24 protein-coding genes are annotated in these 25,337 nt (G+C 54.2%); 12 read left to right on the top strand and 12 right to left on the bottom strand.

The genetic code is table 11. From position 1 onward, the window contains the following. Nucleotides 1–5: 5 nt before the first annotated feature. Both F3J38_RS16040 and F3J38_RS16045 read left to right on the top strand, forming a co-directional pair. Nucleotides 6–836, top strand: coding sequence for a phosphodiesterase (locus tag F3J38_RS16040; RefSeq protein WP_167140049.1), 831 nt, complete (start codon nt 6–8; stop codon nt 834–836). 165 nt (nt 837–1,001) lie between these two features. Further along, the gene (locus F3J38_RS16045; RefSeq protein ID WP_167140051.1) at nt 1,002–2,594 is read left to right on the top strand and encodes a sensor domain-containing diguanylate cyclase; all 1,593 of its coding nucleotides are present in this window, start codon (nt 1,002–1,004) and stop codon (nt 2,592–2,594) included. 43 nt (nt 2,595–2,637) lie between these two features. Here the strand turns inward: F3J38_RS16045 and bcp are convergent, their stop codons facing one another. Together bcp and F3J38_RS16055 are read right to left on the bottom strand one after the other, a co-directional pair. Further along, nucleotides 2,638–3,105, bottom strand: coding sequence for a thioredoxin-dependent thiol peroxidase (gene bcp, locus F3J38_RS16050; protein WP_167140053.1), 468 nt, complete (start codon nt 3,103–3,105; stop codon nt 2,638–2,640). 138 nt (nt 3,106–3,243) lie between these two features. After that, nucleotides 3,244–3,843, bottom strand: a complete 600-nt coding sequence (locus tag F3J38_RS16055) for a glycine cleavage system transcriptional repressor (RefSeq protein WP_205298283.1) — start codon at nt 3,841–3,843, stop codon at nt 3,244–3,246. A 110-nt stretch (nt 3,844–3,953) separates the two neighbouring features. On the opposite strand from F3J38_RS16055, the gene dapA reads away from it, so the two are divergent. The 6 genes from dapA (at nt 3,954) to ypfH (ending at nt 10,565) form a co-directional block, all read left to right on the top strand. Further along, nucleotides 3,954–4,832, top strand: a complete 879-nt coding sequence (dapA, locus tag F3J38_RS16060; RefSeq protein WP_167140057.1) for a 4-hydroxy-tetrahydrodipicolinate synthase — start codon at nt 3,954–3,956, stop codon at nt 4,830–4,832. A gap of 14 nt (nt 4,833–4,846) precedes the next feature. Further along, nucleotides 4,847–5,878, top strand: a complete 1,032-nt coding sequence (gene bamC / locus F3J38_RS16065; protein WP_167140059.1) for an outer membrane protein assembly factor BamC — start codon at nt 4,847–4,849, stop codon at nt 5,876–5,878. A 144-nt stretch (nt 5,879–6,022) separates the two neighbouring features. After that, the gene (gene purC / locus F3J38_RS16070; RefSeq protein WP_034825771.1) at nt 6,023–6,736 is read left to right on the top strand and encodes a phosphoribosylaminoimidazolesuccinocarboxamide synthase; all 714 of its coding nucleotides are present in this window, start codon (nt 6,023–6,025) and stop codon (nt 6,734–6,736) included. 226 nt (nt 6,737–6,962) lie between these two features. Beyond that, a complete protein-coding gene (gene ypfJ, locus F3J38_RS16075; RefSeq protein ID WP_167140061.1) occupies nt 6,963–7,829 on the top strand; it encodes a KPN_02809 family neutral zinc metallopeptidase in 867 nt (288 codons plus the stop codon). Then, on the top strand, nt 7,829–9,796 hold the full coding sequence (locus F3J38_RS16080; protein WP_167140063.1) for a tRNA(Met) cytidine acetyltransferase TmcA: 1,968 nt from the start codon (nt 7,829–7,831) through the stop codon (nt 9,794–9,796). Before ypfJ ends, F3J38_RS16080 begins: the two co-directional genes overlap by 1 nt. Nucleotides 9,797–9,869: 73 nt before the next feature. Further along, complete coding sequence (ypfH, locus tag F3J38_RS16085) at nt 9,870–10,565, top strand: esterase (protein ID WP_167140065.1); 696 nt, start codon at nt 9,870–9,872, stop codon at nt 10,563–10,565. A gap of 115 nt (nt 10,566–10,680) precedes the next feature. On the opposite strand, the gene F3J38_RS16090 is transcribed toward ypfH, so the two are convergent. The 3 genes from F3J38_RS16090 to F3J38_RS16100 are packed head-to-tail and all read right to left on the bottom strand — an operon-like array spanning nt 10,681 to nt 12,388. After that, nucleotides 10,681–10,869 carry a YpfN family protein gene (locus F3J38_RS16090; RefSeq protein ID WP_167140067.1) on the bottom strand — a complete coding sequence of 63 codons (189 nt, stop codon included), beginning with the start codon at nt 10,867–10,869 and terminating at the stop codon, nt 10,681–10,683. A gap of 21 nt (nt 10,870–10,890) precedes the next feature. Then, nucleotides 10,891–12,018 carry a succinyl-diaminopimelate desuccinylase gene (dapE, locus tag F3J38_RS16095; protein WP_167140069.1) on the bottom strand — a complete coding sequence of 376 codons (1,128 nt, stop codon included), beginning with the start codon at nt 12,016–12,018 and terminating at the stop codon, nt 10,891–10,893. Nucleotide 12,019: 1 nt separating this feature from the next. Next, nucleotides 12,020–12,388, bottom strand: coding sequence for an ArsC family reductase (locus F3J38_RS16100; RefSeq protein WP_167140071.1), 369 nt, complete (start codon nt 12,386–12,388; stop codon nt 12,020–12,022). Nucleotides 12,389–12,792: 404 nt separating this feature from the next. Between F3J38_RS16100 and ypfM the strand changes: the two genes are divergently transcribed. Beyond that, nucleotides 12,793–12,855 (top strand): protein YpfM, encoded by a 63-nt coding sequence (gene ypfM, locus F3J38_RS28385; RefSeq protein WP_141399026.1) that lies wholly within the window; start codon nt 12,793–12,795, stop codon nt 12,853–12,855. 98 nt (nt 12,856–12,953) lie between these two features. Here ypfM and acrD read toward each other — a convergent pair whose 3' ends face one another. The 3 genes from acrD to narQ form a co-directional block, all read right to left on the bottom strand. After that, a complete protein-coding gene (gene acrD, locus F3J38_RS16110; protein ID WP_167140074.1) occupies nt 12,954–16,070 on the bottom strand; it encodes a multidrug efflux RND transporter permease AcrD in 3,117 nt (1,038 codons plus the stop codon). Between the two features lie 197 nt (nt 16,071–16,267). Further along, entirely contained in the window at nt 16,268–16,900 is a 633-nt protein-coding gene (locus F3J38_RS16115; RefSeq protein WP_167140075.1) for a response regulator, read from the bottom strand. Between the two features lie 42 nt (nt 16,901–16,942). Beyond that, nucleotides 16,943–18,631, bottom strand: coding sequence for a nitrate/nitrite two-component system sensor histidine kinase NarQ (gene narQ, locus F3J38_RS16120; protein ID WP_167140078.1), 1,689 nt, complete (start codon nt 18,629–18,631; stop codon nt 16,943–16,945). Nucleotides 18,632–18,876: 245 nt separating this feature from the next. Between narQ and F3J38_RS16125 the strand changes: the two genes are divergently transcribed. The 3 genes from F3J38_RS16125 to nudK all read left to right on the top strand — a co-directional run bounded on the left by F3J38_RS16125 (nt 18,877) and on the right by nudK (nt 21,683). After that, nucleotides 18,877–19,149, top strand: coding sequence for a YdgH/BhsA/McbA-like domain containing protein (locus F3J38_RS16125; RefSeq protein ID WP_167140080.1), 273 nt, complete (start codon nt 18,877–18,879; stop codon nt 19,147–19,149). A gap of 329 nt (nt 19,150–19,478) precedes the next feature. Further along, the gene (gene ansP, locus F3J38_RS16130) at nt 19,479–20,969 is read left to right on the top strand and encodes an L-asparagine permease (protein ID WP_167140082.1); all 1,491 of its coding nucleotides are present in this window, start codon (nt 19,479–19,481) and stop codon (nt 20,967–20,969) included. Nucleotides 20,970–21,104: 135 nt separating this feature from the next. Continuing rightward, nucleotides 21,105–21,683 (top strand): GDP-mannose pyrophosphatase NudK, encoded by a 579-nt coding sequence (gene nudK, locus F3J38_RS16135; RefSeq protein WP_167140084.1) that lies wholly within the window; start codon nt 21,105–21,107, stop codon nt 21,681–21,683. A 52-nt stretch (nt 21,684–21,735) separates the two neighbouring features. On the opposite strand, the gene F3J38_RS16140 is transcribed toward nudK, so the two are convergent. Genes F3J38_RS16140 through F3J38_RS16155 form a run of 4 tightly spaced genes read right to left on the bottom strand, consistent with a single transcriptional unit; the run spans nt 21,736 to nt 25,329 of the window. Continuing rightward, entirely contained in the window at nt 21,736–22,698 is a 963-nt protein-coding gene (locus F3J38_RS16140) for a ribokinase (protein WP_167140486.1), read from the bottom strand. Beyond that, nucleotides 22,698–23,591: an allose kinase gene (alsK, locus tag F3J38_RS16145; RefSeq protein WP_167140086.1), complete on the bottom strand. Its 894-nt coding sequence runs from the start codon at nt 23,589–23,591 to the stop codon at nt 22,698–22,700. Before alsK ends, F3J38_RS16140 begins: the two co-directional genes overlap by 1 nt. Further along, entirely contained in the window at nt 23,588–24,280 is a 693-nt protein-coding gene (alsE, locus tag F3J38_RS16150; protein WP_167140088.1) for a D-allulose 6-phosphate 3-epimerase, read from the bottom strand. Before alsE ends, alsK begins: the two co-directional genes overlap by 4 nt. Then, a complete protein-coding gene (locus F3J38_RS16155; RefSeq protein WP_167140090.1) occupies nt 24,280–25,329 on the bottom strand; it encodes an ABC transporter permease in 1,050 nt (349 codons plus the stop codon). Before F3J38_RS16155 ends, alsE begins: the two co-directional genes overlap by 1 nt. Nucleotides 25,330–25,337 lie beyond the last annotated feature (8 nt).

The following is a 25,337-nucleotide window of genomic DNA, read 5'->3' on the forward strand; positions in this document are numbered from 1 at the left end:
GATTCGTGTCTGAAGCATTGACGCTGATTGCGCAAATTAGTGACTTACACATTAAGGCGAATGGTCGCCTGTCGTACAAAAAGGTCGATACCCAGGCTGCGCTGCTGCGGGTTATCGATACCTTGAATCGTTTGTTGCCGCGTCCGGATATAGTGGTGATCACCGGTGACTTAGTGGATTTTGGCACCGCAGAGGAGTATCAAACGCTGCGCACCGCACTACGCCGCCTGCAGCTGCCCTATATGTTGATGGCCGGCAACCATGACGATCGCCAGCAATTACGTGCGGCCTTTCCGGATCATCACTATCTGCAACGCGGCGAAACGCTGAACTGGCAAACGCGAGTGAAAGGTGTGCAACTGCTGGCGTTGGATTCCAGTGTGCCGCAACAGCCTTGGGGCTATGTGGATGAGGCTCAGTTGGTCTGGCTTGAGGACCAGCTCGCGCGTGAGCCGCAACTGCCGACCATGGTGATGTTGCATCATCCCCCTGTGATGTCCGGCATCGGTCATATGGACAAGCAGCCACTGCGTAACCCAGAGGCGTTGGCGAAAATCATCAGTCAACATCCGCAGGTGGAGCGCGTGCTAAGTGGCCATTTACACCGTTCAATCCAGGCGAGATTTGCCGGGACTTTAGTCTCTGTTGCACCCGGTGTTTCGCATCAGGTGGCGTTTGATTTGTCTGAAAATGGCCCGGCCAATTTTGTGTTGGAACCACCAGGATTCTTGCTGCATCGCTGGCATCCTCAGCAGGGAATGACCACACATCTCTGCGCGATTGGCGATTATCCTGGCCCATGGCCGTTTTATGATGCTAATGGACTGATCGATTAGCGCCACTGTTTTGCTGATTTTTTACGCGTGCCTGACAGCTTGATCTGTGATCCGCTTGGCTTGTGGGTGTACAATTGGCGGTTCCCTCACCAGGGCAAGCTAATCCAACTATAACAAGAGTCAGGCACGCGAATTTATGAACCTATTCATCAGGGCGGCTGCGTCATGCTGATGCGCATCCGGCCAAAAACCGATCTGCGCACGCTGATCGCGCTGTTGGCTATCACCAGTATCGTGATCACACTTGCCAATACGTTGTATGCCACCTGGCGTGTACAGCGTATGGTGCTGATCGAAAGCACGCTTGAGGCGAACCGCGCGTACGCGACCAAACTGGCGGCAACCACTGAAGTTTTCTTCCAGCTTGCGCAGTCTCAGCTGCATTACAGCGCCAATCAATTGGGTAAAGATTTTGATAACCCCGAACTCGCACAGCAGGAAGTGAATCGCTTGCGCGAGCAAACCAGCAGCTTTAACTCGGTGGCCGTGGTGGACAGTAATGGTTTAGTGAAAGCCATTTCTCCCGAGTCGCTGATGCTGAAAGGCATGCAACTCACCAGCCAGGCTTCGCGCGAAGCGTTGGTACAGCGTCAGCCGATGGTGAGTAAACCCACTATCTCGGCGGCAAATAACCTGATTGTCTTTGTCTCTTGGCCCATTTGGAGCAATGACGGGCGCTACCTCGGTTATGTCGGTGGCACCATCTATCTGAAGAAAAAAAGCATTCTCAACGCATTACTCGGCGAGCAGTTCTACCGGGATGGCACGCATGTCTATGTGTTGGATCGTAATAATCAGGTACTGTATCACCAGAACAGTCAGTTAATTGGCAAGACAGTGTCGGCTATCGTCAGCGACCAGGCGCGCCAAGAGAGCACTAATGGTGAAGTGCAGCTGACGGAAGAGGGCACTGCAAAGCTGGCGGGATATGCCATTGTGCCTACCACGGGCTGGATGGTGGTCGCGCTTAAACCCACGGATGTCACATTACAACCGCTTTCTGGCCTGTTATTAAAGGTGCTGAAAAACTCGGTACCGTTCGCGTTGCTGACCTTATTAATGGCGGTTATTTTTGCGCGTTTGATTGCACTGCCACTGTGGCAACTGGCGCGTAAAGCCAGCCAGATGGATACCCAAGGGGTCTCTGGCGAAATTGGCGGAATTCGTGCGTGGTACTTTGAAGCGGCACAGGTGAAACGGGCATTATTAACCGGTATTGGTTTAGTCCAGGACAAGATTGGCCGTCTAAAATCGGAAGTGCAAACGGACCCCATGACCGGTCTGTTGAACCGTCGTGGTTTGAGCGCGGTACTGGACTACTTCACCACCATGCATCAGCCCTTTGCCGTACTGGCATTGGATATCGACCATTTTAAGCGCGTGAACGACAATTTCGGCCATGATGTGGGTGATGCAGTGATTAAACACGTGGCCAACACATTGCGAGCCAGCGCCCGTCAGACGGATGTGGTCTGCCGCAACGGTGGCGAGGAGTTCCTGATGCTGCTGCCTGCTACGTCCACTGAAGAGGCGCGGGTGATCGCCGAGCGAGTACGCACCAGCATTGCTGAAAACTGGGTGGATCATGTGGGGCACATTACGCTGTCGGTGGGGGTTGCTCTGTGGGACACCGAACACAACACGCAAGAACAAAGTCTCAAGCAAGCGGACGCTGCGTTGTATCAGGCAAAAAACGCGGGACGTAACTGTGTGATGATTGCCGGTCAGAATGCGTTGGTGAGTAGCATCACGCGGTAACGAAGGTTTAAGAAACGGGTGCACGCTGTGCACCCGTGGTGTATCAGGCAGACTTCAGATAATCCAGCACGATATCGTGGTGGTTCGATGTTTTGAAATCATCAAACACTTTCTCAACCTTGCCGTTGCTATCAATCAGGAAGCTGATGCGGTGAATGCCGTCATAGGTTTTCCCCATAAAGGTCTTTTCACCCCAGACACCGAACTGCTCACACACTTGATGATCTTCATCAGATAACAGCGTGAAGTTCAGCACTTCTTTCTCGGCGAAGCGCGACAGTTTTTCAGGTTTATCGGTGCTGATACCCAAGACTTCTACGCCGACTGTTTTCAACGCATCCATGTTGTCGCGCAGGCCACAGGCCTGAACGGTGCAACCCGGCGTCATGGCTTTCGGATAGAAATAGACCAGAACGCGCTGTCCCTGGAAGTCGGCCAAATTTACTTGTTCGCCGTCCTGATCGGGCAAGCTAAATTTCGGTGCGGTATCACCGGCTTTCAGTGGATTCATCACAACTCTCCATTTTTCTTTATGCTGTGGGTTATACACCATGAAGGCAAAAACGCCTGTGAGTGTCACCCTCTGGGTTATTTCACTACAAGGTATGCCAATGCGACAGAGTGTGTGGAGAAATAACCCGGATTTTGACTACAGAGTACTGTGGCTCTCGTCGGTGACACTATAAAGACGAATCGAGCCTTGTGCATGCAGTTCTTCACACAGTTTGTTGAAGGCTTGTTCAAACGGTGCGCTGGCCTGGTTATCCGGGCTGTGGGCGGTCATCTGAATATAGAGTGTAGGAGGCACACCATCCTGTGCTGGCTTAATGCGTGAAACCAGTTCAGCGATATTCATCTGATGTTTATCGAACAGGTCAGTAAAGCGCTCAATGATGTGGGGTGAATCTGGCACTTCCACTTGCACCCATACCGTGGCGGGCATCGGCGGGGTAATGCGCGCATTGGTGCGCTTCATCACAATCAGCAGCTCCAGCTCGGCACCTTTCATGGGGAGTGTGGATTCAATCAGGGTAATCGCGTTCCAGCTTCCTGAGAGTAGCATGATAAAGGTGAACTCATCACCGAGCATCGCCAAACGGCTATCTTCGATGTTGCAACCACAGCTACTGACATGGCGAGTGATGGTGTTGACGATTCCCGGACGATCAACGCCCAGTGCGGTGATCACCAAATGGTGAGGCTGTAACTGCGACAAAATGGCGTTTCCTGTACGTTCGCTAATAACCATAAGGTAAACATAAAAAAAACTGCTGACAAGGGCAGGAATGGCTTGGCTCGCTTGCTTTTCTTTCGGGGTAAAACGTAACATGAGGCACTTGTTTGTCGAGGGGATAGCCCATGTTCACCGGAAGTATTGTTGCGCTCATTACGCCAATGAATGAAAAAGGCAATGTCTGCCGCGAGAGTTTGAAAAAACTGATTGATTATCATGTTGCCAGCGGCACTGCGGCAATTGTTTCTGTTGGCACCACCGGCGAATCTGCCACCCTCAGCCATGAAGAACATGGTGATGTGGTGATGCAGACGCTGGAGCTGGCTGATGGTCGTATTCCGGTTATCGCTGGAACCGGCGCCAATGCCACTGCTGAAGGTATCTCTCTCACTAAGCGCTTTACTGGCACCGGTGTGGTGGGTTGTCTGACGGTGACGCCTTACTACAATCGTCCGACTCAGGAAGGTTTGTTCCAGCACTTCAAAGCGATTGCTGAAAGCACCGACCTGCCGCAGATGCTGTATAACGTGCCTTCTCGTACCGGTTGCGACATGTTGCCGGAAACCGTTGCCCGCCTGGCTGAAATTAAAAATATTATCGGAATTAAAGAGGCCACCGGGAACTTATCGCGCATTACTCAGATCCAAGAGCTGGTTAATGATGAGTTCATTATCGTTAGCGGCGATGACGCCACAGCGTTAGACTCCATGCAACTGGGCGGCAAAGGCGTAATCTCGGTTACGGCCAACATTGCAGCGCGTGAAATGGTTGAACTCTGTGCGCTGGCGCAACAGGGGCAATTTGCTGAAGCGCGTCGCCTGAATCAGCGTCTGATGCACCTGCACCAGACGCTTTTCTGTGAACCGAATCCAATCCCGGTTAAATGGGCAGCGAAACAGCTAGGATTAATCGCAGATGACACGCTGCGCTTGCCGATGACGCCACTGACTGAAGCCGGTCAGGCGAAAACGGCCCAAGCGCTGATCAAAGCGGGTCTGCGATAAATTAGGGAGAATCAATGAGTTATTCAGTTAAGCGCTCGACGCTGGCAACCGTGGTGGGTTTGTCCACCCTGATGCTGCTAACAGCTTGTTCCAGCGATCAGCGTTATAAGCGCCAGGTCAGCGGTGATGAATCTTACCTGCAGGCGCCTGAACTGCATGATTTAAAAGCCCCAGCGGGCATGATTCTGCCGCTGCAGAATGGTGATTATGATGTGCCGCACACCGTTGCTAAGGGCGCAGTGGGTAAAGAGCTGGATATCCGTCCGCCAGCCCAGCCACTGGCACTGTTGAACGGCACTCGTGCCCAGTTTACGGGCAACACGGGCGTGCTGGCCGTCGAGAGCAGTCGCGGTTCCATCTGGTCGCAGGTGGTTAACGTGATTCAGTCTTACAAGTTCCCGATTGCGCAGCGTGATGATGCCGGGCAGCAGCTGACCACCGATTGGGTGCAGTGGAACCGTGCGGATGAAGACAACCAGTATCGCGGTCGTTACCAGATCAGCGTTCAGAACCAGAGCTATCAGCAGGTGCTGACCGTTCGTCTGCTGGAACTGCAGCAGAAAGGTGAAACGGTGACGTCGCCAGCGCAGATTCAGCGCTATACCGGCCAGATGCTCAATGATATCAGCACCGGTCTGGATAAGATCGATACTGCCAGTGCCGATGCCGCAGCAGGCCGCGCGACTGGCCAGATTGATGTCCAGAGCGGCGCTGATGACACCGGTCTGCCACTGCTGGTACTGCGTTCACCGTTTAACGTGACCTGGCAACGTCTGCCAGCGGCACTGAAGCGCGTGGGTATGGAAGTGACCGATGACAACCGCTCGCAGGGTAGTCTGAAAGTCACCTACAAACAGCCAGGCAGCAGCGCGTTTGACGCGATTGGTGCGAAAGATCCTGAGCTGCCAAACGGCGATTACAAATTGCAGGTTGGTGATTTGGATAACCGCAGCAGTCTGCAGTTCATTGATCCTAAGGGCCACGTGCTTACTCAGGCGCAGAACGATGCGCTGGTGGCGGTGTTCCAGGGTGCACTGAACAAATAAATTGCCAAAGGGCCGGAGATTCTCCGGCCTTTTTGTTTTGGATTTGGCATAATAGCGCCCGGCGAAGTAAACGATTGCGTCAGGCAGTCATCGCGCGGTGAAACACCGCTGAACACGGGTTCTTTCATGTTTGGAGTTAATGAGATGCAAAAGCGAGCTGAGTTGTATCGCGGTAAAGCGAAAACCGTATACAGCACCGATAATCCGGATCTGCTGGTACTTGAATTCCGCAACGATACGTCAGCAGGAGACGGTGCACGAATCGAGCAATTTGATCGCAAGGGAATGGTGAACAACAAGTTTAACCATTTCATTATGACCAAACTGCAGGAAGCGGGCATTCCGACCCAGATGGAAGCGCTGCTGTCGGATAACGAAGCGCTGGTGAAAAAACTGGAGATGGTGCCGGTGGAGTGCGTAGTGCGCAACCGTGCGGCAGGATCGCTGGTAAAACGTCTGGGCGTGGAAGAGGGCATGCTGCTCAATCCACCGCTGTTTGATCTCTTCCTGAAAGATGACGCCAAACACGACCCGATGGTCAACGAATCTTACTGCGAGACCTTTGGTTGGGTGAGCAAAGCCAATCTGGCGCGCATGCAGGAGCTGACTTTCAAAGCCAACGACGTACTGAGCAAACTGTTTGATGACGCGGGCCTGATCCTTGTCGATTTCAAGCTGGAGTTCGGTTTGTTTAATGGCGAAGTGACGTTGGGCGATGAGTTCTCGCCAGACGGCGCGCGTCTGTGGGACAAAGAGACCATGGACAAAATGGACAAAGACCGTTTCCGTCAGAGCCTCGGCGGGCTGATCGAAGCCTATGAAGAAGTTGCACACCGCTTGGGTGTGAAGCTGGACTAAGTCTTCAGCGATGCCTTTTTCGGTGCGTATTCCTGCGCACCGTAAAACAGGGGATCGTGATAAATGAAAGGTCGTCATATTTGACGGCCTTTTCTGTTTCTACCCTGCATGCACGTTTTCTAATGCGCCTCCTTTCTCTCAATCTCGCTACGCTTGTGCCGCAACGCTGGTGCTTCGCGATGCCGCCAACTAAAATCATGAAAAACCGTTTAAACAGGAGCAGGCCATGCGCTGGCAAGGTCGTCGTGAGAGCGACAATGTAGAGGATCGTCGCAATGACTCATCAGGATTCGGTGGGGGCGGCGGGCGACAAATTCGTATACCGCGTGGCAAAGGCGGCATCATTCTGCTGATCGTGGTGGCAGTAGCGGGCTATTACGGTTACGACCTCACTGCATTGTTGGAAGGTGGCGCGTCGGTGGCGCAACAGCAGCAGCGACCGGTTAACTCGGCGCAGGACAACGAGGATGCCAAGTTCACCAAGGTGATATTGGCTACCACCGAAGAGACCTGGAGCACGCTGTTTCAGAAAATGGGCAAACAGTATGTTCCGCCTAAGCTGGTGATGTATCGCAATTACACCTCAACCCGTTGTGGAACGGGCCAGTCAGCCATGGGACCGTTCTATTGCCCGGCTGATCAAACGGTTTATATCGACCTGTCGTTCTACGATGACATGAAAACCAAACTGGGTGCGGGTGGCGATTTTGCCCAAGGCTACGTTATTGCCCATGAAGTCGGCCATCATATTCAGAAACTGCTCGGTATTGAGTCCAAAGTCCGTCAGATGCAGCAGGGTGCCAGCCAGGCACAGGCCAATCAGCTATCGGTAAAAATGGAGCTACAGGCTGACTGCTTTGCAGGCGTGTGGGGGTACTATGTCCAGCAGCAAAACATGCTGGAAGTGGGTGATTTACAAAAAGCACTGAATGCAGCTGAAGCCATTGGTGACGACCGTCTGCAACAAAAAAGCCAAGGGCGAGTGGTGCCAGACAGCTTTACGCACGGGACTTCGCAGCAGCGCTATACGTGGTTTAAACGCGGGTTCGATAGCGGCAATCCGGGCGATTGCAATACCTTCGCGACCAACTGATGTTGTTAGCTGATATGACCGCCGCCATGCAGTGTGCGGGAATTCGCCGTTTGTGTGTGATGGCTGGCGAGGCTGATTGGGTGATGCAGCAGGCAGCCACATGGCGTGACGCACTCCCCGGCGACTGGCTTATCCTTAGCGACGCCGAGGATTTTCCTCAATCCGTCTCACCCAGCGCACTCCGTACCTTACTGGGTCGTGAATTCCAGCATGCCATTTTCGATGCTCGCCGCGGTTTCCATGCGGAAGCCTTCGCCGCACTGGCAGGAACGCTCCGGGCGGGAAGCTGGCTGTTGTTGCTGACTCCACCCTGGTCATGCTGGGCGACACAACCGGATGTTGATAGCGTGCGGTGGGCGGATGTCGCCGAGCCGATTGCGACACCGCACTTCATTCAGCATCTACAAAAGCTGATACTCGCGGACTCGCAGATAAAGTTGTTACGTCAGCATCACCCCGCGCGTGAACCTGAGCCGCTGAACTTGCCGGCATGGCATTGTCAGGCTCCCCAGCAACAGGCGCAGATCCTGCAACAGCTCCTGGCGATGCAAGCGGGGGTTGCAGTGATCACCGCGGCGCGTGGGCGCGGTAAGTCAGCATTGGCCGGGATGCTGGCCCAGCATAATCAACACTGTCTGGTGACCGCGCCGGGCAAAGTCTCAACTCAGGTGCTGGCCACGTTCGCCGGAGAGCATTTTCACTTTATGGCACCCGATGCCATTCTGGCAGCTGAGCCTTTTCCGCAGGCGCAGTGGCTGATTGTGGATGAAGCGGCTGCCATCCCGGCACCTTTGCTTTTTCAATTGGTGCAACGTTTTCCGCGAGTGTTGCTCACCACTACGGTGCAGGGCTACGAAGGCACAGGGCGCGGATTCATGCTGCGCTTTTGCGCCAGTCTGGAACTGGTGCGCTATTTTCAGCTTGATGAACCACTGCGCTGGTCAGCGCGCGATCCGCTGGAACAGTGGCTAAGCCAGGCGCTGCTGTTTGAAGATGCGGCAGATTTCAAATCTGAAGGGGAGATAGCAATTTTCCCTGCTGGTCCAGCGCAGGCATATCATTCGCTTGAGCAGGGATACCGACTGCTGGCGAGCGCTCACTATCGAACCTCTCCCTTAGACCTGCGACGCATGCTTGATGCGCCGGGCATGCGCTTCTGGCTGGCAGGCCAAAATGAAAATATCGTGGGTGCCTTGTGGCTAGTGGAAGAAGGTGGAATGGACCTGCAGCTGGCTGATGCGGTGTGGGCGGGATTACGCCGTCCGCGCGGCAACCTGGTGGCTCAGTCGATGGCGGCCCATGCCGGTTTTGCCGAAGCGGCAATCTTGCGATCGCAACGAATGAGTCGAATTGCCGTACAGGCGGCGCAGCGGCTATCCGGTATCGGTAAAGCACTGGTCGAATCGGCTTATCAACAGGCACAGGACTGTGATTTTCTTTCTGTGAGTTTTGGCTATACCGATGCGCTGTGGCAATTCTGGCAACGTTGTGGCTTCAAGCTGGTACGCATAGGCTCACAGCGCGAAGCCAGCAGTGGTTGCTATGCCGCGATGGCTATTCGGGCCATTTCACCTGCGGGTGAGCAATTGCAGCAACGGGCTGAGCAGCGACTGAAGCGCGATAGTCAGTGGTTAGGCGACATCATCGATCTTACCTTCGACAAAAGTGAACAAGATCAGGCACTCAACGACGATGACTGGTCATTACTGGTGGGATTTGCCTGGGCTCAGCGCCCCTATGAAGCCAGCTACGCAGTGTTGCAGCGTCTGGTGCGTACCTCTGCACAACCTCTTCTTCAGGCGCTCCTTGTACAAAAACAAACGCTAACGGATGTGGCACAGCAAGCCAACCTGAGTGGGCGCAAAGCATTGATACAGCAGCTACGCCAGGAGACGGCTGAAGCGTTAATGCAGTGTGATGCTGAGCGGGCAGCGCAGTGGAGGCAACGATTAGTTTCGTTGCAATAAATCCATTATCTCGTTCAAATTTTCCCAATATCACTTCGTCCCCAGCGGCGTATAGTGATTTGAGGAGGATCTTATGGCACTACAATACGTCATTGTTCAGCAACCCACTCAGGCCGCGCAGCTCTTTCTGCTGTATCACGGCGTAAATGATAATCCCGATTCCATGGCGCAAATCGGCAGCTGGTTCGCGAAAGCGTTTCCAGAAGCACTGGTGGTCGCGGTAGGGGCTCCTTATCCTGGCACGGTGCCGCAAGGCCGCCAGTGGTTCGCCGACATCCCAACGCACGATCGCTCGGAACAGCAAGGGGTGAATGCCGTGATGCCGATGTTTGTGGAGTCGGTCCGCCACTGGCAGCAGGCGAGCGGCGTGAGACCAGAAGCCACTGCCCTGGTCGGTTTTTCTCAGGGTGGGATCATGGTACTCGAAGGGGTAAAAGCACATGCCGATCTGGCAGGCAGAGCGATTGTGTTTAGTGGTCGCTATGCCACCTTGCCAGAGCGCGTTAGTCCGCGTAATACCCTGCATCTGATTCACGGTGATTACGATGAGCAGATTCCGCTGGAGCATGCTGAAGCGGCGATGCAACGCTTGACGGCACTCGGAGGCGATGTGACGTTGGATGTGGTGGACGATTTGCCACATGCAATTGACGATCGCGGGATGCAGTTAGCCTTGAATCATTTGCGCTATACCGTGCCACGTCGTTATTTTGATGAGGCCCTCAGCGGTGCCAAACCTGGTGATGATGATGTGGTAATGATGGTGTAGAGGACTTTCTGCTCTCACGTAGCGGTGCAATTTAGCGAGCACCTGGCAGCAGCGTTGCTGCATATACGCGCGCTAAATCGCGCCGCTACGGTTACAGAGACATTTTCCGCCGTGATTACTTCTTATTCGGCCAGTCGTCGTCATCATCCCATTTATCGTTAAAGTCGCGATGTGGTGGTAAATCCGGTTTGTTATCCATAAACTTTTTGTGATCGATACGTTTTAAGTCTTTATAAACGTTCATTAAAATACCGACCATCAGCAGGATCACTAAGATCCACCAGTACTCTTTAAAGAATTCCATCCCATTGCTCCTTTAGCGTGCTTAGGCGATCAGCTGTTCCATGATGCGCTGATACATACGGCTGAGCATCTGCAAATCTGACGCTTTCACGCACTCATTAATCTTATGAATGGTGGCATTCACCGGGCCCAGTTCCACGACCTGCGCACCCATCCGCGCGATAAAGCGCCCGTCGGAGGTGCCGCCCGTGGTCAACAACTGTGGCTTAATTTCATTATAGTGCGCAACGGCGTTCACCACGGCATCGACCAGTTTGCCGCGTGAAGTCAGGAAGGGCTGACCGGAAACATTCCACTCCAGTGTGTAACGCAACTGATGACGATCCAGCAGCGCAGCAACGCGCTCTTTGATCATCTGATCGGTGAGTTCGGTGCTAAAACGGAAGTTGAACTGAACAAAGAATTCGCCAGGAATGACGTTATTGCTGCCGGTTCCAGCCTGTACGTTGGCAATCTGCATGCTGGTTGGCGGGAAGAATTCGTTACCCTGATCCCACTCTGTGGCTACCAGCTCATTCAGGGCTGGCATGGCGCGATGCACCGGATTATCGGCCAGATGAGGATAAGCCACGTGTCCCTGTACGCCATGAATCGTCAGATTGGCGGTCATCGAGCCACGACGGCCATTCTTCACCACGTCGCCAACGATTTCAGTACTGGAAGGTTCGCCCACCAGACAGTAATCCATGCGTTCGTTGCGCGCCATTAAGCGCTCAACTACTTTCACTGTGCCATTGACGGCACTGGCTTCTTCGTCAGAAGTGATCAGAAACGCCAGACGACCTTTGTGCTGTGGATTGGCGGCGACAAAACGTTCTGCCGCGACCACCATCGCCGCCAGCGAACCTTTCATATCCGCGGCACCACGGCCAAACAACATGCCATCACGAATCGAAGGCTCAAACGGTGGGCTGATCCAACGGTTGGCATCACCCGGTGGCACCACGTCAGTATGACCGGCAAACGCTAAGGTTTCGCCCTGGCCGCGTGTGGCCCAGAAGTTCAGCGTATCGCCGATGTGCATCTGTTCGACCGTAAAGCCAATCGCTTCAAGGCGTGCGATCAGCAACCCCTGACAGCCGGCATCATCCGGGCTAAGTGACGGACGACGAATTAGCTGCTGAGCCAGCTCAATGACCGGACAGAACATGTTATGACTTCTCCTGGATAAACGCGTGATAAAGGGAATCGTTAAAACCGACCAGCAGGTCGCCATTAGGCGCAGACAGCACTGGGCGTTTAATAATGGCAGGCTGGGCTAGCATCAGTGCTTTCGCGCTGGCCGCATCGTTAATCGCATCACGTTCGGCTTCTGGCAGTTTCCGCCAAGTGGTGCCGCGCGTATTCAGCAGCACTTCATAGCCCACTTGATCGATAAAGGATTGCAGCAGCGCATCATCAATGCCGTCCACGCGATAATCGTGAAAACGATAGTCGATGCCGGATGCGGTCAAAGAGTTGCGTGCTTTTTTTATGGTGTCGCAATTTTTAATGCCGTACATCACCCACTGCGCTGTCATCGCTTATTCCTGCCCTGTAAAAAATAAAGCGCGAGTTTACCATAGCGCTCGGCTGGCTGTGACCACTGCGGCAGTTGGCCCCGCGATTTATTTGTTTTTTCATGATTATTTCGCTGTCATCAATAGCATTAATTAGATCCAGTAAACGTTTTCATTAGCGTCTTGAATAATTGCCGACGGCATCATCAGGATCCTAAGAATTATCTTAATCGTGAAAATGTGCTAGCTGATAACTCCCGTGATTTTTTCTAATTGTGTTAAGGGGTTGCTGAAGTGTGCGTCAGTACGCATTTTCGACAATTTGACGCATTTGTGAGCTTTTGCCGATGGTGATGAGTGGTGGAAACGTATTCACCTGTAGAAAAAAACGGCGTAGAATTCTCACTACAATAAGAGAGGGTACGATGGTCGACACCGAATTGGGAAACTGGAAAGAATTTATTGAAGCGATGTTACGTAGTAAGTAATCCGCGAAGAGAAAAGCAGGGCACTCCCAACTTGCTGTAATTCTAACCACACAAAGCAATAAAGCCGCTATGACAACATAGCGGCTTTTTTATTGGCTTTAGTCGTGCGGCTTCTCTTTGAGCGGGAAGCGTCGACGCACCAGTACAAAGAACAGTGGCACAAAGAAGATAGCCAACAGAGTGGCAGAGATCATCCCGCCCATGACACCGGTTCCGACGGCATGCTGGCTTCCCGACCCCGCACCGCTGCTGATTGCCATTGGCAACACGCCGAAGATAAAGGCCAGCGACGTCATCAGAATCGGGCGCAGACGCTGGCGTGAGGCCTCTAGCGTGGCCTCGAACAACTCACGGCCTTTACTGTTGATTTCGTTGGCGAATTCCACAATCAGAATGGCATTCTTCGCGGACAAACCGATGACCGTCAGCAAGCCTACCTGGAAATACACATCGTTCTCTAGCCCACGCACATAGGTGGCCACCAGTGCGCCCACCACGCCAAGCGGCACCACCAGCATGACGGAGAACGGGATCGACCAGCTCTCATACAAGGCGGCCAGGCACAAGAACACCACCAGCAGTGAAACGGCATACAGTGCGGGAGCCTGTGAACCAGAAAGACGTTCCTGATAAGACGCGCCAGTCCACTGTAAACCGACGCCCAGCGGCAATTGGCCCACCAGTTTCTCCATCACATCCATTGCAGTTCCGCTACTGACGCCGTTCGCGGCTTCCCCCACAATCTCAACCGCCGAATAGCCGTTGTAACGTTCCAGACGCGGCGAACCCGTCTCCCAGTGGCTTGTCGCGAAGGCGGAGAAGGGCACCATGGTGCCGCTGTTGTTGCGTACATACCATTTGTTAACGTCGTCTGGCAGCATGCGGAACTCGGGTGCGGCCTGAACGTACACTTTCTTCACACGACCGCGGTCGAGGAAGTCGTTGACGTAAGTTGAACCCCAGGCCGTGGTCAGCGTGTCGTTGATGGTATCGAGTGAAACGCCAAGCGCCTGCGCTTTGCGCTGATCGATATCGATCTGCAGCTGCGGGCTGTCATCCAAGCCATTGTGACGCACGCGCGACAAGGCAGGGTTGCTGTCGGCCAGCTCAAGCAGTTTGTCACGCATCGCCATCAACTGCGTATGACCAACACCGCCGTGATCCTGCAACTCCATATCGAAACCGGAGGAGCTACCCATACCGGTAATCGCCGGTGGACTGCTGGCAATCACACGTCCTTCTTTAATCTTTTTGAAGGCTTTGGTCGCACGATCGATGATAGCGAACGAGGTACGATCGCTGCCCGGACGATCTTCCCAATCCTTCAAACGGACGAACAGACGCGCCACGTTCTGACCGTTACCCCCCGGACCGGCACCAATGGTTGAGAACACCGAAAGCACGTTATCTTTCTCGGCGGTCATATAGTAGTTTTCAACCTTCTCAACCACCTTTGATGTCTGCTGTAGCGTGGCCCCTGGCGGCAGTTGCACCTGCGTCAGAAACACGCCACGGTCTTCCAGCGGCAGGAATGAGGTGGGCAGGCGAATAAACAGGAATGCCATAATGCCGATGATGCCAAGATAGAGCAGCAACCAGCGGCCACCCTTCACCAGAATGCGTGCCACGCCGCGCTCATAGCGCTCAGCGCTGGCGTTAAACATGCGGTTAAACCAACCGAAGAAGCCACGACGACCGTGATGCTGCCCTTGTTCTAAAGGTTTGAGCAGGGTCGAACACAGGGCTGGGGTCAGAATCATCGCCACCAGAACTGACAACACCATGGCAGACACGATGGTGATTGAGAACTGGCGGTAAATGGCCCCAACCGTGCCGCCGAAGAAGGCCATGGGGACAAAGACCGCCGACAGCACCAGCGCAATCCCCACCAACGCGCCCTGAATCTGGCCCATCGATTTTCGCGTGGCGGCGCGCGGTGACAGGCCTTCCTCGCTCATGATGCGCTCAACGTTCTCCACCACCACGATGGCATCATCCACCAATAGCCCGATCGCGAGCACCATGGCAAACATAGTGAGGGTGTTGATACTGAAACCGCAGGCGTAGAGCACCGCAAAGGTGCCGAGCAACACTACCGGCACCGCGATGGTGGGGATCAGCGTGGCGCGGAAATTCTGCAAGAACAGATACATCACGAGGAACACCAGCAGGATAGCTTCCAGCAGGGTCTTCACGACGTCTTTGATTGAGGCTTTGACGAAGGGAGTGGTTTCAAACGCCACTTTGGCTTCTAGCCCGTGCGGGAAGTAGTGTGATAACTCTTCAACGCGGGCGCGCACCAGCTTATCAGTATTCATCTCATTGGCGCCGGAGGCCAACTTGATGCCGAGACCGGAAGCCGCTTGGCCGTTGTAACGGCTCAGGTAATCATACTTCTCAGCGCCCATGGTGACGCTGGCCACATCACCCAGCGTGACCACGGAACCGTCGGTGTTGGTTTTCAGCGTGATGCCACGGAATTGCGCGGGTGTCTGCAGCATTGACTGCGCATTGACCGTGGCGTTCAGCGCTTGTTTGTCCACAGACGGCAAGCCGCCGACCTGACCTACAGCGACCTGGGTATTCTGCGACTCAATCGCACTGACCACATCATCGGTGGTGAGGGCATAGGCGATCAGTTTGTTAGGGTCGAGCCAAATACGCATGGCATATTGTGAACCGTAGGCATCAACCTGCCCCACGCCGTCAATACGACTCAGCGGATCCTGAATGTTACTGGCGACATAATCTGCAATATCCTGTTTGTCCATACTTCCGTCGGTAGAAACAAACGCAATCATCAAAATATTGCTGTCACCGGTTTTATTGACCGTCACGCCTTGCGATTGCACCGCCGCGGGCAGCTTACGTAATGCCGTTTGCAGCTGGTTCTGCACCTGTTGACGTGCTTCATCAGGATCGGTCCCGGCGGTAAAGGTGAGAGTGATTTGCGCCTGACCGGTGTTACTGCTGTTAGAGGACATGTACATCAAATTATCGATGCCGGTCATGTTCTGCTCGATAACCTGCGTAACCGTGTTTTCCAGCGTTTCAGCAGAGGCGCCGGGGTAGTTCGCCGTGATACGGACGTTCGGTGGTGCAAGATCGGGATACTGCTCAATCGGCAGTGAGATGATCGCTAGTGTGCCGCATAAGCAAAGCAAAATAGCCAGAACCCAGGCAAAAATGGGGCGGTCGATAAAAAAATTCGACATGGAACCGACACTCCTCAGCTGCGTATTTTTTTACTTTTATTATTTGAAACGAGAAGCGCAGATAGCCTCGCGTCGGCGGAGTTTTAGGTGCTATCCCCTAAAACTCCTGCTGCTGCTTACTCTACGCGGCACAAATTAGAGAATCGTGGATAAAATATGGAGAAAGTGTAAATGTCGTGCCGGTTTTTTGTGCGCTGCTACACATTGCGGCTCTCCAGCCAGAGTACCGTAGCGGCGACGCGCGAGCGGACATCCAGTTTACGCAGCAGATTGCGGATATGCACTTTTACCGTTTCTTCAGAGATATGCAAGGTGGCGGCAATCTCCTTATTGGATAATCCGCGAGCGACTTCCTGCAGCACATCCAGTTCGCGTTCGGTGAGTTGCTTAAACGGATTTGCACTCGGTTGGCGTGTGCTTAGGTATTCTGCCACCACTTCACTAAACACATTCTCACCCTGCGCGCCGCGCATCACTTGCGCCAAGAGCAACTCAGGTTCGCTGTCTTTCAGCAAATAGCCATCTGCTCCTGCATCGACCATGGCATAAATATCATTACGCGCATCGGAAACGGTCAGCACCAGAATGCGCGCAGCAATACCTTCATGACGCAGTGCCTTCAGCGTATCCAACCCAGACATCCCTTTCATGTTTAAATCGAGCAGAATCACGTCCGGTGATAAGCGGCGCGCCTCAGCCAGTGCTTCGGTGCCGTTATTCGCTTCGGCCACCACCTCCAGACGCGGTTCCAGATCCAGCAGCTGGCGTATGCCACGTCGCATCAGCGGATGATCGTCCACGATCATGATGGTCAGGGAAGAGGGGGCCATAAATTCTCCAGTCAAAGTCCATAGGGTATTGAGTGTATCGCGTTACGCCAGCCGGTGCGCCGGGCGCGGTGGAAAACACAGCGTGACGCAGGTTCCTGGCATCTGTGGCGTCACCTGTAGGCTGCCGGCCAGGCGGGCAGCGCGTTCTGCCATAATCGTCAGGCCATAGTGTCCCGGCGGTTCTTCCTGGCTGATGATGCCACAGCCGTCATCTTCAATGGTTAAGCGGTGTGTGGCATCGGCGTCACGCTGATAGTGAATGCGAATGTGGCGGGCATGCGCATGACGAATCGCGTTGAGCAGCGCTTCGCGTGCGATTTGCAGCACATGCACTTGTTGCTGGGCATCCAGAGTTTGCAAACCTGGCTGGTAATCAAAATCAATGACGGCATGCGATTGTTCCTGGAGTGGCGCGATCATCGCTTGCATCGCTTGCACCAGATCTGCCTGTTCGATAGTCAGGCGGAAGGTGGTAAGCAGCTCACGCAACTGCTGATAGGCTTCGGCCAGCGCACGATCAAAATCGGCAATGATCGCTTGCGCCTGCGGTTGTGTGTCATCCACGTTGCGGCGCAGTAACGTCAGTTGGATACGCAAAAAAGAGAGCGACTGTGCCAGAGAATCATGTAGCTCGCGTGCGATGGTGGAACGTTCTTCTATTAATAACATCTGTTGATACTGTTTTTGCGTCTGCCAGATCCACAGCGATCGCCCTAGCATATTGGCCAGGCTCTGCATCAGCTCATCAGCCGGCGGCGCGCGCCGTGTTTGCCAGCACAGCTCACCGAGCAATTGATCCTCCTGCTGCAACGGCAGGCGAACCCAGCTCAGCGTATCGTCAGCTACGCCCGCCTGAAAATCGATGCCGTCACTGGTGAGTTTTAATATCGTCAACGCTTCACGGAGCTGTACCAGACGCAGTAATCCCTGAAACAGCTCTGGATTGAGCGGGCTACTGGTGAGTACCTGCGAACTTTCATACAGTAATTTCAGCGTGCGGTTGGCCTGAGTCAGGTCTTCGGTTTTATTGCGTACCGTCAGCTCCAGCAAGCGATAGTGCGAATGCAGACGTTCAGCCATGGTGGTGAATGCCTGGGCTAACACACGTAATTCCGTGGGTTGCGATACCCTCAGGGGCGGAAAGCTAAAATTCGCCTGTTCAACATACTGGCTGGCAGTGACCAGCGCATCGAGCGGGCGCACCACGTTGCGGCGTATAAAGCGTATGGTCCACAGCGCCAACATTACAATCGCCAGAAAGCCAAACAGGCTACTGGCTGCCACCAGATTCATCTTCAGCTCGGCATAATGTTGGAGCGCCAAGACAAAACGATCGATCTCGCTAACGTAGCTGGCGACGCGTTGTTGGTAGACTGACGTGTTCCCAGGCTGCAGCATTTGCTGCAACATCGGCCAGCTGCTGCGCAGGTAGCGATAGCGGCTCGCGACTTCCGTCGGCACCCAGGGACGTTCCAGATGCTGTAACGCCGGTAGGTTCAAGGTTTGTTGATAAATCTGAATGTGTTGCGCGAGCTGCTGGGGATCGCGCGTGCTATCCCAGGCGAGACGATAAATTTGCATGCGTAGTGAACCGGCGACGTTCACCGCTTCGGCATCACGCAAACTGCTGGAAAGCGTCATCAGCGCCAGCCCGGTGGTTAATAGCGACAGCAGCACAATGGCGCTGAGCGCACGAGCAATGGTGCGGGTAACGGGACGTTGTACAATCACGGCAATAACCCTTATAAGAACGAGGGATTATAAGGCAGCAACTCGCGCACGGCGAGTCAAAGTCGTCACATCAAGTTACTTTTAGCAGAGAAATTCACTTCTCTTTACCTTTCCCTGGAGAGATCGCACTTAGCTGGCGAACGATTAAGCGCCTTTACTCCTTGCTGCGCCCGGTTTTCATTCCATGGTTAATAATTCTCCCCGTAACTAACCACATTATTTCCGGACGACAACAGGAGCATCTCATGAAGAAACCCACCGCCATTCTGACTGCTGCACTGCTTGCCACCGCAAGTTTCACCGCCTTTGCTGCCCAGCCTTTAAGTGCCGAACAGGCAGAAAACCTGCAAAGCAGCGGGACTGTTTCTGTGAGCGGTGTACGCGGCTCACTGGACGATGCAACACGCCAGCTTTCACAGAAAGCAGAAGAGATGGGCGCCAGCCATTACCGCGTCATTGGCGTGCAAAATCCAGGTGATTCCAGCCTGTGGAGCGGCACCGCAGAGATTTACCGTTAATCCCCCTGTAGTGGCGGCATTTATGCCGTCCCGTTCATCTGATGATGGACGGTTGAAAGTGAGTCCCTCCCTGTAGCCAACCCCTTACCGGCCAATCCCTTGGCCGGTTTTTTTGTGCACCGCGACTGATTCTTACAAAACAACTCGTGCAACTAAACGGTAAATTTTGCTTCGTTCATGCAGAACGGGTAGGATTCATCGCCGTAATTTCCCGGCTTGCCGCGCGACATCGTTCCGCCGCAACGGTAGTGGGTTTTACCCCATTTCGCACCGCCGCACGCAAACGTTTGGTTACGCGGTGATTGATGGTCAGGACAAACAGGAAAGCTATGAAATCAACTAAAAAAACCGCAGCCGAACAACGCGCTGCAAAAAGACGCTGGCTCAATTCCCACGACACCGGTTACCACAAAGCGATGGGTAACCGTCAGGTACAAATGATCGCCATTGGCGGTGCAATCGGTACCGGTCTGTTCCTTGGTGCGGGCGCGCGCTTGCAGATGGCAGGTCCAGCACTGGCACTGGTTTATCTGGTGTGCGGTATCTTCTCCTTCTTTATACTTCGTGCGTTGGGCGAACTGGTGTTACACCGCCCATCAAGCGGCAGCTTTGTTTCTTATGCACGTGAATTCCTTGGGGAAAAAGCGTCATACGTTGCTGGCTGGATGTACTTCGTGAACTGGGCGATGACCGGCATTGTGGATATCACCGCGGTTGCGCTCTATATGCACTACTGGGGCGCATTTGGTGATGTACCACAGTGGGTGTTTGCCCTCGGCGCGCTGGCGATTGTCGGTACCATGAACATGATCGGTGTGAAATGGTTTGCCGAAATGGAGTTCTGGTTCGCACTGATCAAGGTGCTGGCGATTGCGGTATTCCTGATCGTCGGCGTGGTGTTCCTGGGCAGCGGCAAACCGCTGGATGGCAACACTACCGGTTTCCACCTGATAACCGATAACGGCGGCCTGTTCCCGCATGGCTTACTGCCTGCGTTGGTGCTGGTGCAAGGGGTAGTGTTTGCCTTTGCTTCAATCGAGTTAGTGGGGACGGCAGCAGGCGAGTGTAAAGACCCCAAAACCATGCTGCCAAAAGCCATCAACAGTGTGATCTGGCGTATTGGCCTGTTCTATGTGGGTTCAGTGGTTCTGCTGGTGCTGCTGCTGCCGTGGAACGCCTATCAGGCAGGACAGAGTCCGTTTGTGACCTTCTTCTCTAAGCTGGGTGTGCCTTACATCGGTAGCGTGATGAATATCGTTGTACTGAGTGCGGCGCTGTCGAGCCTCAACTCTGGACTTTATTCCACCGGTCGTATTTTGCGTTCGATGTCGATGGGCGGTTCTGCACCGCAGTTTATGTCGAAGATGAGCAAGCAGCAGGTGCCGTACGCCGGTATTCTCGTCACCATTGCGGTATACGTGGTGGGCGTGGTGCTGAACTACTACGTGCCTTCACAGGTATTCGAGATCGTTCTTAATGTGGCTTCGCTGGGTATCATCTCTTCTTGGGCCTTTATCGTGGTTTGCCAGATGCGTCTGCGTAAAGCCATTAAAGAAGGCAAAGCCGATGATGTCAGCTTCAAGCTGCCATGGGCGCCTGTGACCTCATGGTTGACACTGCTGTTCCTGGCAAGCGTGCTGGTGCTGATGGCGTTTGATTATCCGAATGGTACTTACACCATCGCTTCAATCCCACTGATTGCCGTGGTGCTGATCTTAGGTTGGTTCGGAGTACGTAAACGCGTACATGCTGAAGCAATGAAAGAGCATGACCATCATGATGATGGTGCGGCGACGCTGGCGGAAGACAGCTCGCGCTAATCGCAATCATTCTCTCTCCGGGGGCTATTCAGCCCCCGATTTTATGGCTATAGGCCTGTTCATTTAATTCAGATAGTTTTCCCCGCCACTTACCCCTATTATCTCTGGCTCCCTCAGCTACGCAGTGGAGCGGCCATGTCATTAAAGATCAACATCATCAAAGACAAGTTGCTGTCAGATAACTACTTTATTCTGCGCAATTTCACCTACGAACTGACCCGTAGCAACGGCGAAGTGGTGCGTCACAAACGCGAAGTTTATGATCGCGGCAATGGCGCGACTATCCTGCTTTACAATCGTGATAAAAATACCGTGTTGCTGATCCGCCAGTTCCGTATGGCCACTTACGTCAATGGCAATGCCAGCGGTGAACTGATTGAAACCTGTGCTGGACTGCTCGACAACGACACGCCAGAAGACTGCATCCGTAAAGAGGCGGTCGAGGAGACGGGTTATCAGGTCGGCCCGGTGGAAAAGCTGTTTGAAGCCTATATGTCGCCGGGCGGTGTGACGGAAATCGTGCACTTCTTCGCCGCAGAGTACAGCGATGCGATGCGCACCCACGAAGGTGGCGGTGTTGAGGATGAGGAGATTACCGTTTTAGAGTTGCCGTTCCCGGAAGCCTTGGCAATGGTAAAAGATGGCCGTATCCGCGACGGTAAAGCGATCATTCTGTTGCAGCATGCGCAAATTGCCGGTTGGTTAAAGGCTTAGTCAGTCGGCGATGAACCTGGTCGGCATAAATGCCGACCCTTGAGCCGCGCGGTTAAACGCAAACGGCTAACGGTTCTGGTACGCACTCAGGATGTGCCTGCATCCGTGCCAGCGCTTCAGCGTAGGATGGCATCGAATTCGCCGCACCCGATCGCTCAACGCAGAGCGAGGCGTAGGCGGAAGCAAACAGCGCGGCCTGCGGCAATGCATCTCCTGAAGCCAGTCGCGCGGCCAGCGCCCCATTGAAGGCATCGCCTGCACCCGTGGTATCCAGCGGTTGTGCCGGGAACAGGGGAATGCGCAGCGGCTGCTGTTCCGCGCTGGAGAGCAGTGCGCCTGCCATCCCTAACGTAATAATCACCTGACGCGCACCTTTACGATGCAGCACTTCAGCGGCTTGTTGCGCGCTGGCAAAATCGGTGACTTTGACCCCCGTAATCTGCATCGCCTCTGTACTGTTCGGCGTCAGCAAATCCACCTTCGCCAGCAGCGCATCACTCACTTTTTGCCACGGCGCAGGATTTAAAATCACGAAGGTGCCGCCTGCACGGGCATTATCAATCATGCGCTGAATGGCACTGAGATTGTTCTCTAACTGCACCAGCAAAATGTCGGCCGCGGCAACGGTCGGCTGGCATCGTGCGACTTCAGCAGCGGTGACCGTGGTATTCGCACCGGGAAACACCGAAATCATGTTTTCTGCGTCATCACCCGCCACATAAATCAGGGCATTGCCGGTAGGCTTCTCTTTGCAGGTGAATAACGTAATCGCATCGAAGCCGGTTTTTTCCAGGTGACGACGGGCAAAGGTGCCAAAGTCGTCGTTACCCACTTTACCGATGTAGTGTACGCGGGCACCGGCACGCAGCGCCGCCGTTGCCTGATTCGCGCCTTTACCGCCCGGTCCCATCATGCTGTTGTGGGCAGTTAAGGATTCACCCGGCATCGGAAAACGGTTCATCACCGCCACAACGTCGAGGTTAAACGAGCCAAACACACACACTTTTCCTTTCATCATGCACTCCTGAACAGACGTTCGGCGGCTAAACAGGCACCGCGACAGCCGGTATGGTCAGTGGACTGACTGAACACGATCTTCAAGTTGTCACGCGTTGCCGGTGGACGAAGATGCTGCTGAATCTGGCTGCGCAACTGCGCCAGCGGGAAATCCGCCATCGCTAAGACCCCGCCTCCCAAAATCAGGTATTCGGGATCAAGAATGTTCATCTCGGTGGCGATCAGTTGCGCTAATCGCGTCACGAAAGCTTGTAATTCCGGATGCTCACCATGTTGGGTAAACAGGGCGGACATGTCGGTGTGCGGCAGGTTAGCCTTGGCCCAAAGGCTCAGCCAGTTCCCTGAGGTCACCGTCTCTGCACAGCCACGATTGCCACACGGGCAGGGCAGATCGTTACCTGCGATGGGAATATGGCCGAGTTCACCGGCACCGCCATGCTGCCCATGATAAAACTGGCCGTTAATCCACAGGCTATTTCCCATGCCCGTGCCCGGATAGAGTCCCACAGCGATGTCTGGCATCTGTTCCAGTTGCATCAGATCCCACATCATCAGGTGGTTAACATCCTTATCCATCGCCACCGGCACACCAAGGCGTTCTGTCAGGATCGCCGCCACCGGCTGATGATCCAGTGCCTGAATGAAGGGCAGTGAGACGACCTGTTGGCGATCGCGGCTGAGAATGCCCGGTAAGCCCAGCATCACGCCGCTCACCGGTTGCTGCTCTAAGGTTTCACTGATTAACTGCCCGAGTGCCGTTAGGGCATCGGGCTGCTGCGCCCAGCTGGCCGTCGGCACCTTGCGGAAACTGGACCAGATGCGTCCTTCTTCCATCAACTGCAGGCGAGTGCCGGTGCCGCCAATGTCGATACCGAGCCAGCTTTTTTTCATGCGGACACCTTGGTCAGGCCCTGCGCTTCATCAATGCTGTCGCGCATCATATCCCACGCCGTCGCCAAATCATCATGGATGTTAAACAGGCCCGAGGTACCAACGATAAGCACTTCTGCACCGGCACTGACTAAAGTGTTGTAAGTGCGCGTGTTGCAGGAGCCGTCTATCTCGATCAGATATTTGTAGCCGTGCTGCTGTTTGAGTGCTTTCAGTTCCTGCACCTTCGCCACCATCTCCGGGATAAATGGCTGACCGGCATAACCGGGGTCCACCGTCATTACAGTGATCTTATCCAGTAAGTGAATGTAGTGATGGATAAACGACACCGGCGTGGCTGGGTTCAGCACCACACCCACTTTCTTGCCGTGGCTGCGAATTTGGTTGATCACGCGGAACGCATCGCGGTTGATGGTTTCGGCATGTGGGCAGATGTAGTCGGCACCCGCTTTGGCAATCGCATCAATGAAATCGGTCGGCTGCTCAACCATCAGATGCACGTCCAGCGCCACTTTGGTGTGCGGACGAATCTGCTCAATAAAGAACGGCGACAGCGTGATGTTCTTAACGTAGTGACCGTCCATAATGTCGATATGAAGGAAGTCTGCGCGGGAGTCCAGCACTTCCAGCTGGTGCTTGATCTCCATCAGATTCATACACATCAACGACGGGGAGACTTGAATACGCATTATACTTCCTTCTTTTCGGTCAGAGGGTTAAGGGCCGCAGCGAGCTTGCTCAGCTTGACGGCACGATGTTCGTTGAAACGAGTTTTCAATTGTTTGAAGGCCAGCACCACAATCAGCACCGCACCCCACATCGCCAGACTGACGTGCTGACTGATGTTCATCAGGTTGAAACCGGTAGAGAGCACTTGCAGCGCAATCAATGCCAGCACTACGCCGGTCACGCGGCCGAAGCCACCGTTCGGGTCGGTGCCGCCGAGAATGATCGCCAGTACGGTCAGCAGCAGATACGCATCGCCGTACCCCATACGCGCCGAGTTGAAGCGCGCCATCATGATTAATCCGGCGAGCACACACAGCAGGCTGGAAATCACGTACACCAGAATCACCATGCGGTGGGTGTTGATGCCGCTAAACCAGGTGGCGTTAATGTTGCTTCCGCCCATATAAATGCATTTACCGGCGCGCGTTTTACCGAGAAACAGAGCCAACAGCGCGGCGGCAATCAGGAATACCCAAAGGGGTAACGGCATGCCCAGCAGCGTGTTGGAACCCAGTGCCTGCACAATCGAAGGCATACCACTGACCGCCGCACCTTTGGTCAGCCAGATGCCAATGCCGTTAAGCGTCATCATGGTTGCCAGCGTCACCAGAATCGGGTGAGCACCAATACGCGTCACCATTACGCCGGTAATCACGCCGATAAAGGTGGCAATCGCCATGGCACCGATGATGGCAATAAACAGCCACAGCAGTTGTTGACCGGTTCCTGCATCAGCGGGCAGGGCGCTCATAAGCGTCCAGGCAATGAACAGTGCCGTCAGATTGGCGGTAGCGATGATCGCCAGGTTCAGGCCGCCACTCAGAATGGCGATAAACATCGCCAGGGTGAGCAATCCCAGTTCCGGTAGTTGGAACGCCATGCTCATAAAGGTTGAGTCAGTCAAAAAGCGACCCGGCAGCATGACCGTAAACAGCGCCAGTGCCAGCGCAATCAGTAGCATCAGGCCGATATTGGTGCCGTCCGGACGCAGAGAGGAGAGTGATTTCATGTGAGTGC

Origin of the sequence: Candidatus Pantoea formicae, from assembly GCF_011752625.1 — a bacterium.
Classification (GTDB): domain Bacteria; phylum Pseudomonadota; class Gammaproteobacteria; order Enterobacterales; family Enterobacteriaceae; genus Pantoea; species Pantoea formicae.

Coding starts and splice junctions, on each gene's coding strand:
- F3J38_RS16045 (WP_167140051.1), top strand. CDS start 1,002: ATGCTGATGCGCATCCGGCCAAAAACCGATCTGCGCACGCTGATCGCG.
- bcp (WP_167140053.1), bottom strand. CDS start 3,105: ATGAATCCACTGAAAGCCGGTGATACCGCACCGAAATTTAGCTTGCCC.
- F3J38_RS16055 (WP_205298283.1), bottom strand. CDS start 3,843: ATGGTTATTAGCGAACGTACAGGAAACGCCATTTTGTCGCAGTTACAG.
- dapA (WP_167140057.1), top strand. CDS start 3,954: ATGTTCACCGGAAGTATTGTTGCGCTCATTACGCCAATGAATGAAAAA.
- bamC (WP_167140059.1), top strand. CDS start 4,847: ATGAGTTATTCAGTTAAGCGCTCGACGCTGGCAACCGTGGTGGGTTTG.
- purC (WP_034825771.1), top strand. CDS start 6,023: ATGCAAAAGCGAGCTGAGTTGTATCGCGGTAAAGCGAAAACCGTATAC.
- ypfJ (WP_167140061.1), top strand. CDS start 6,963: ATGCGCTGGCAAGGTCGTCGTGAGAGCGACAATGTAGAGGATCGTCGC.
- F3J38_RS16080 (WP_167140063.1), top strand. CDS start 7,829: ATGTTGTTAGCTGATATGACCGCCGCCATGCAGTGTGCGGGAATTCGC.
- ypfH (WP_167140065.1), top strand. CDS start 9,870: ATGGCACTACAATACGTCATTGTTCAGCAACCCACTCAGGCCGCGCAG.
- F3J38_RS16090 (WP_167140067.1), bottom strand. CDS start 10,869: ATGGAATTCTTTAAAGAGTACTGGTGGATCTTAGTGATCCTGCTGATG.
- dapE (WP_167140069.1), bottom strand. CDS start 12,018: ATGTTCTGTCCGGTCATTGAGCTGGCTCAGCAGCTAATTCGTCGTCCG.
- F3J38_RS16100 (WP_167140071.1), bottom strand. CDS start 12,388: ATGACAGCGCAGTGGGTGATGTACGGCATTAAAAATTGCGACACCATA.
- acrD (WP_167140074.1), bottom strand. CDS start 16,070: ATGTCGAATTTTTTTATCGACCGCCCCATTTTTGCCTGGGTTCTGGCT.
- F3J38_RS16115 (WP_167140075.1), bottom strand. CDS start 16,900: ATGGCCCCCTCTTCCCTGACCATCATGATCGTGGACGATCATCCGCTG.
- F3J38_RS16125 (WP_167140080.1), top strand. CDS start 18,877: ATGAAGAAACCCACCGCCATTCTGACTGCTGCACTGCTTGCCACCGCA.
- ansP (WP_167140082.1), top strand. CDS start 19,479: ATGAAATCAACTAAAAAAACCGCAGCCGAACAACGCGCTGCAAAAAGA.
- nudK (WP_167140084.1), top strand. CDS start 21,105: ATGTCATTAAAGATCAACATCATCAAAGACAAGTTGCTGTCAGATAAC.
- F3J38_RS16140 (WP_167140486.1), bottom strand. CDS start 22,698: ATGAAAGGAAAAGTGTGTGTGTTTGGCTCGTTTAACCTCGACGTTGTG.
- alsK (WP_167140086.1), bottom strand. CDS start 23,591: ATGAAAAAAAGCTGGCTCGGTATCGACATTGGCGGCACCGGCACTCGC.
- alsE (WP_167140088.1), bottom strand. CDS start 24,280: ATGCGTATTCAAGTCTCCCCGTCGTTGATGTGTATGAATCTGATGGAG.
- F3J38_RS16155 (WP_167140090.1), bottom strand. CDS start 25,329: ATGAAATCACTCTCCTCTCTGCGTCCGGACGGCACCAATATCGGCCTG.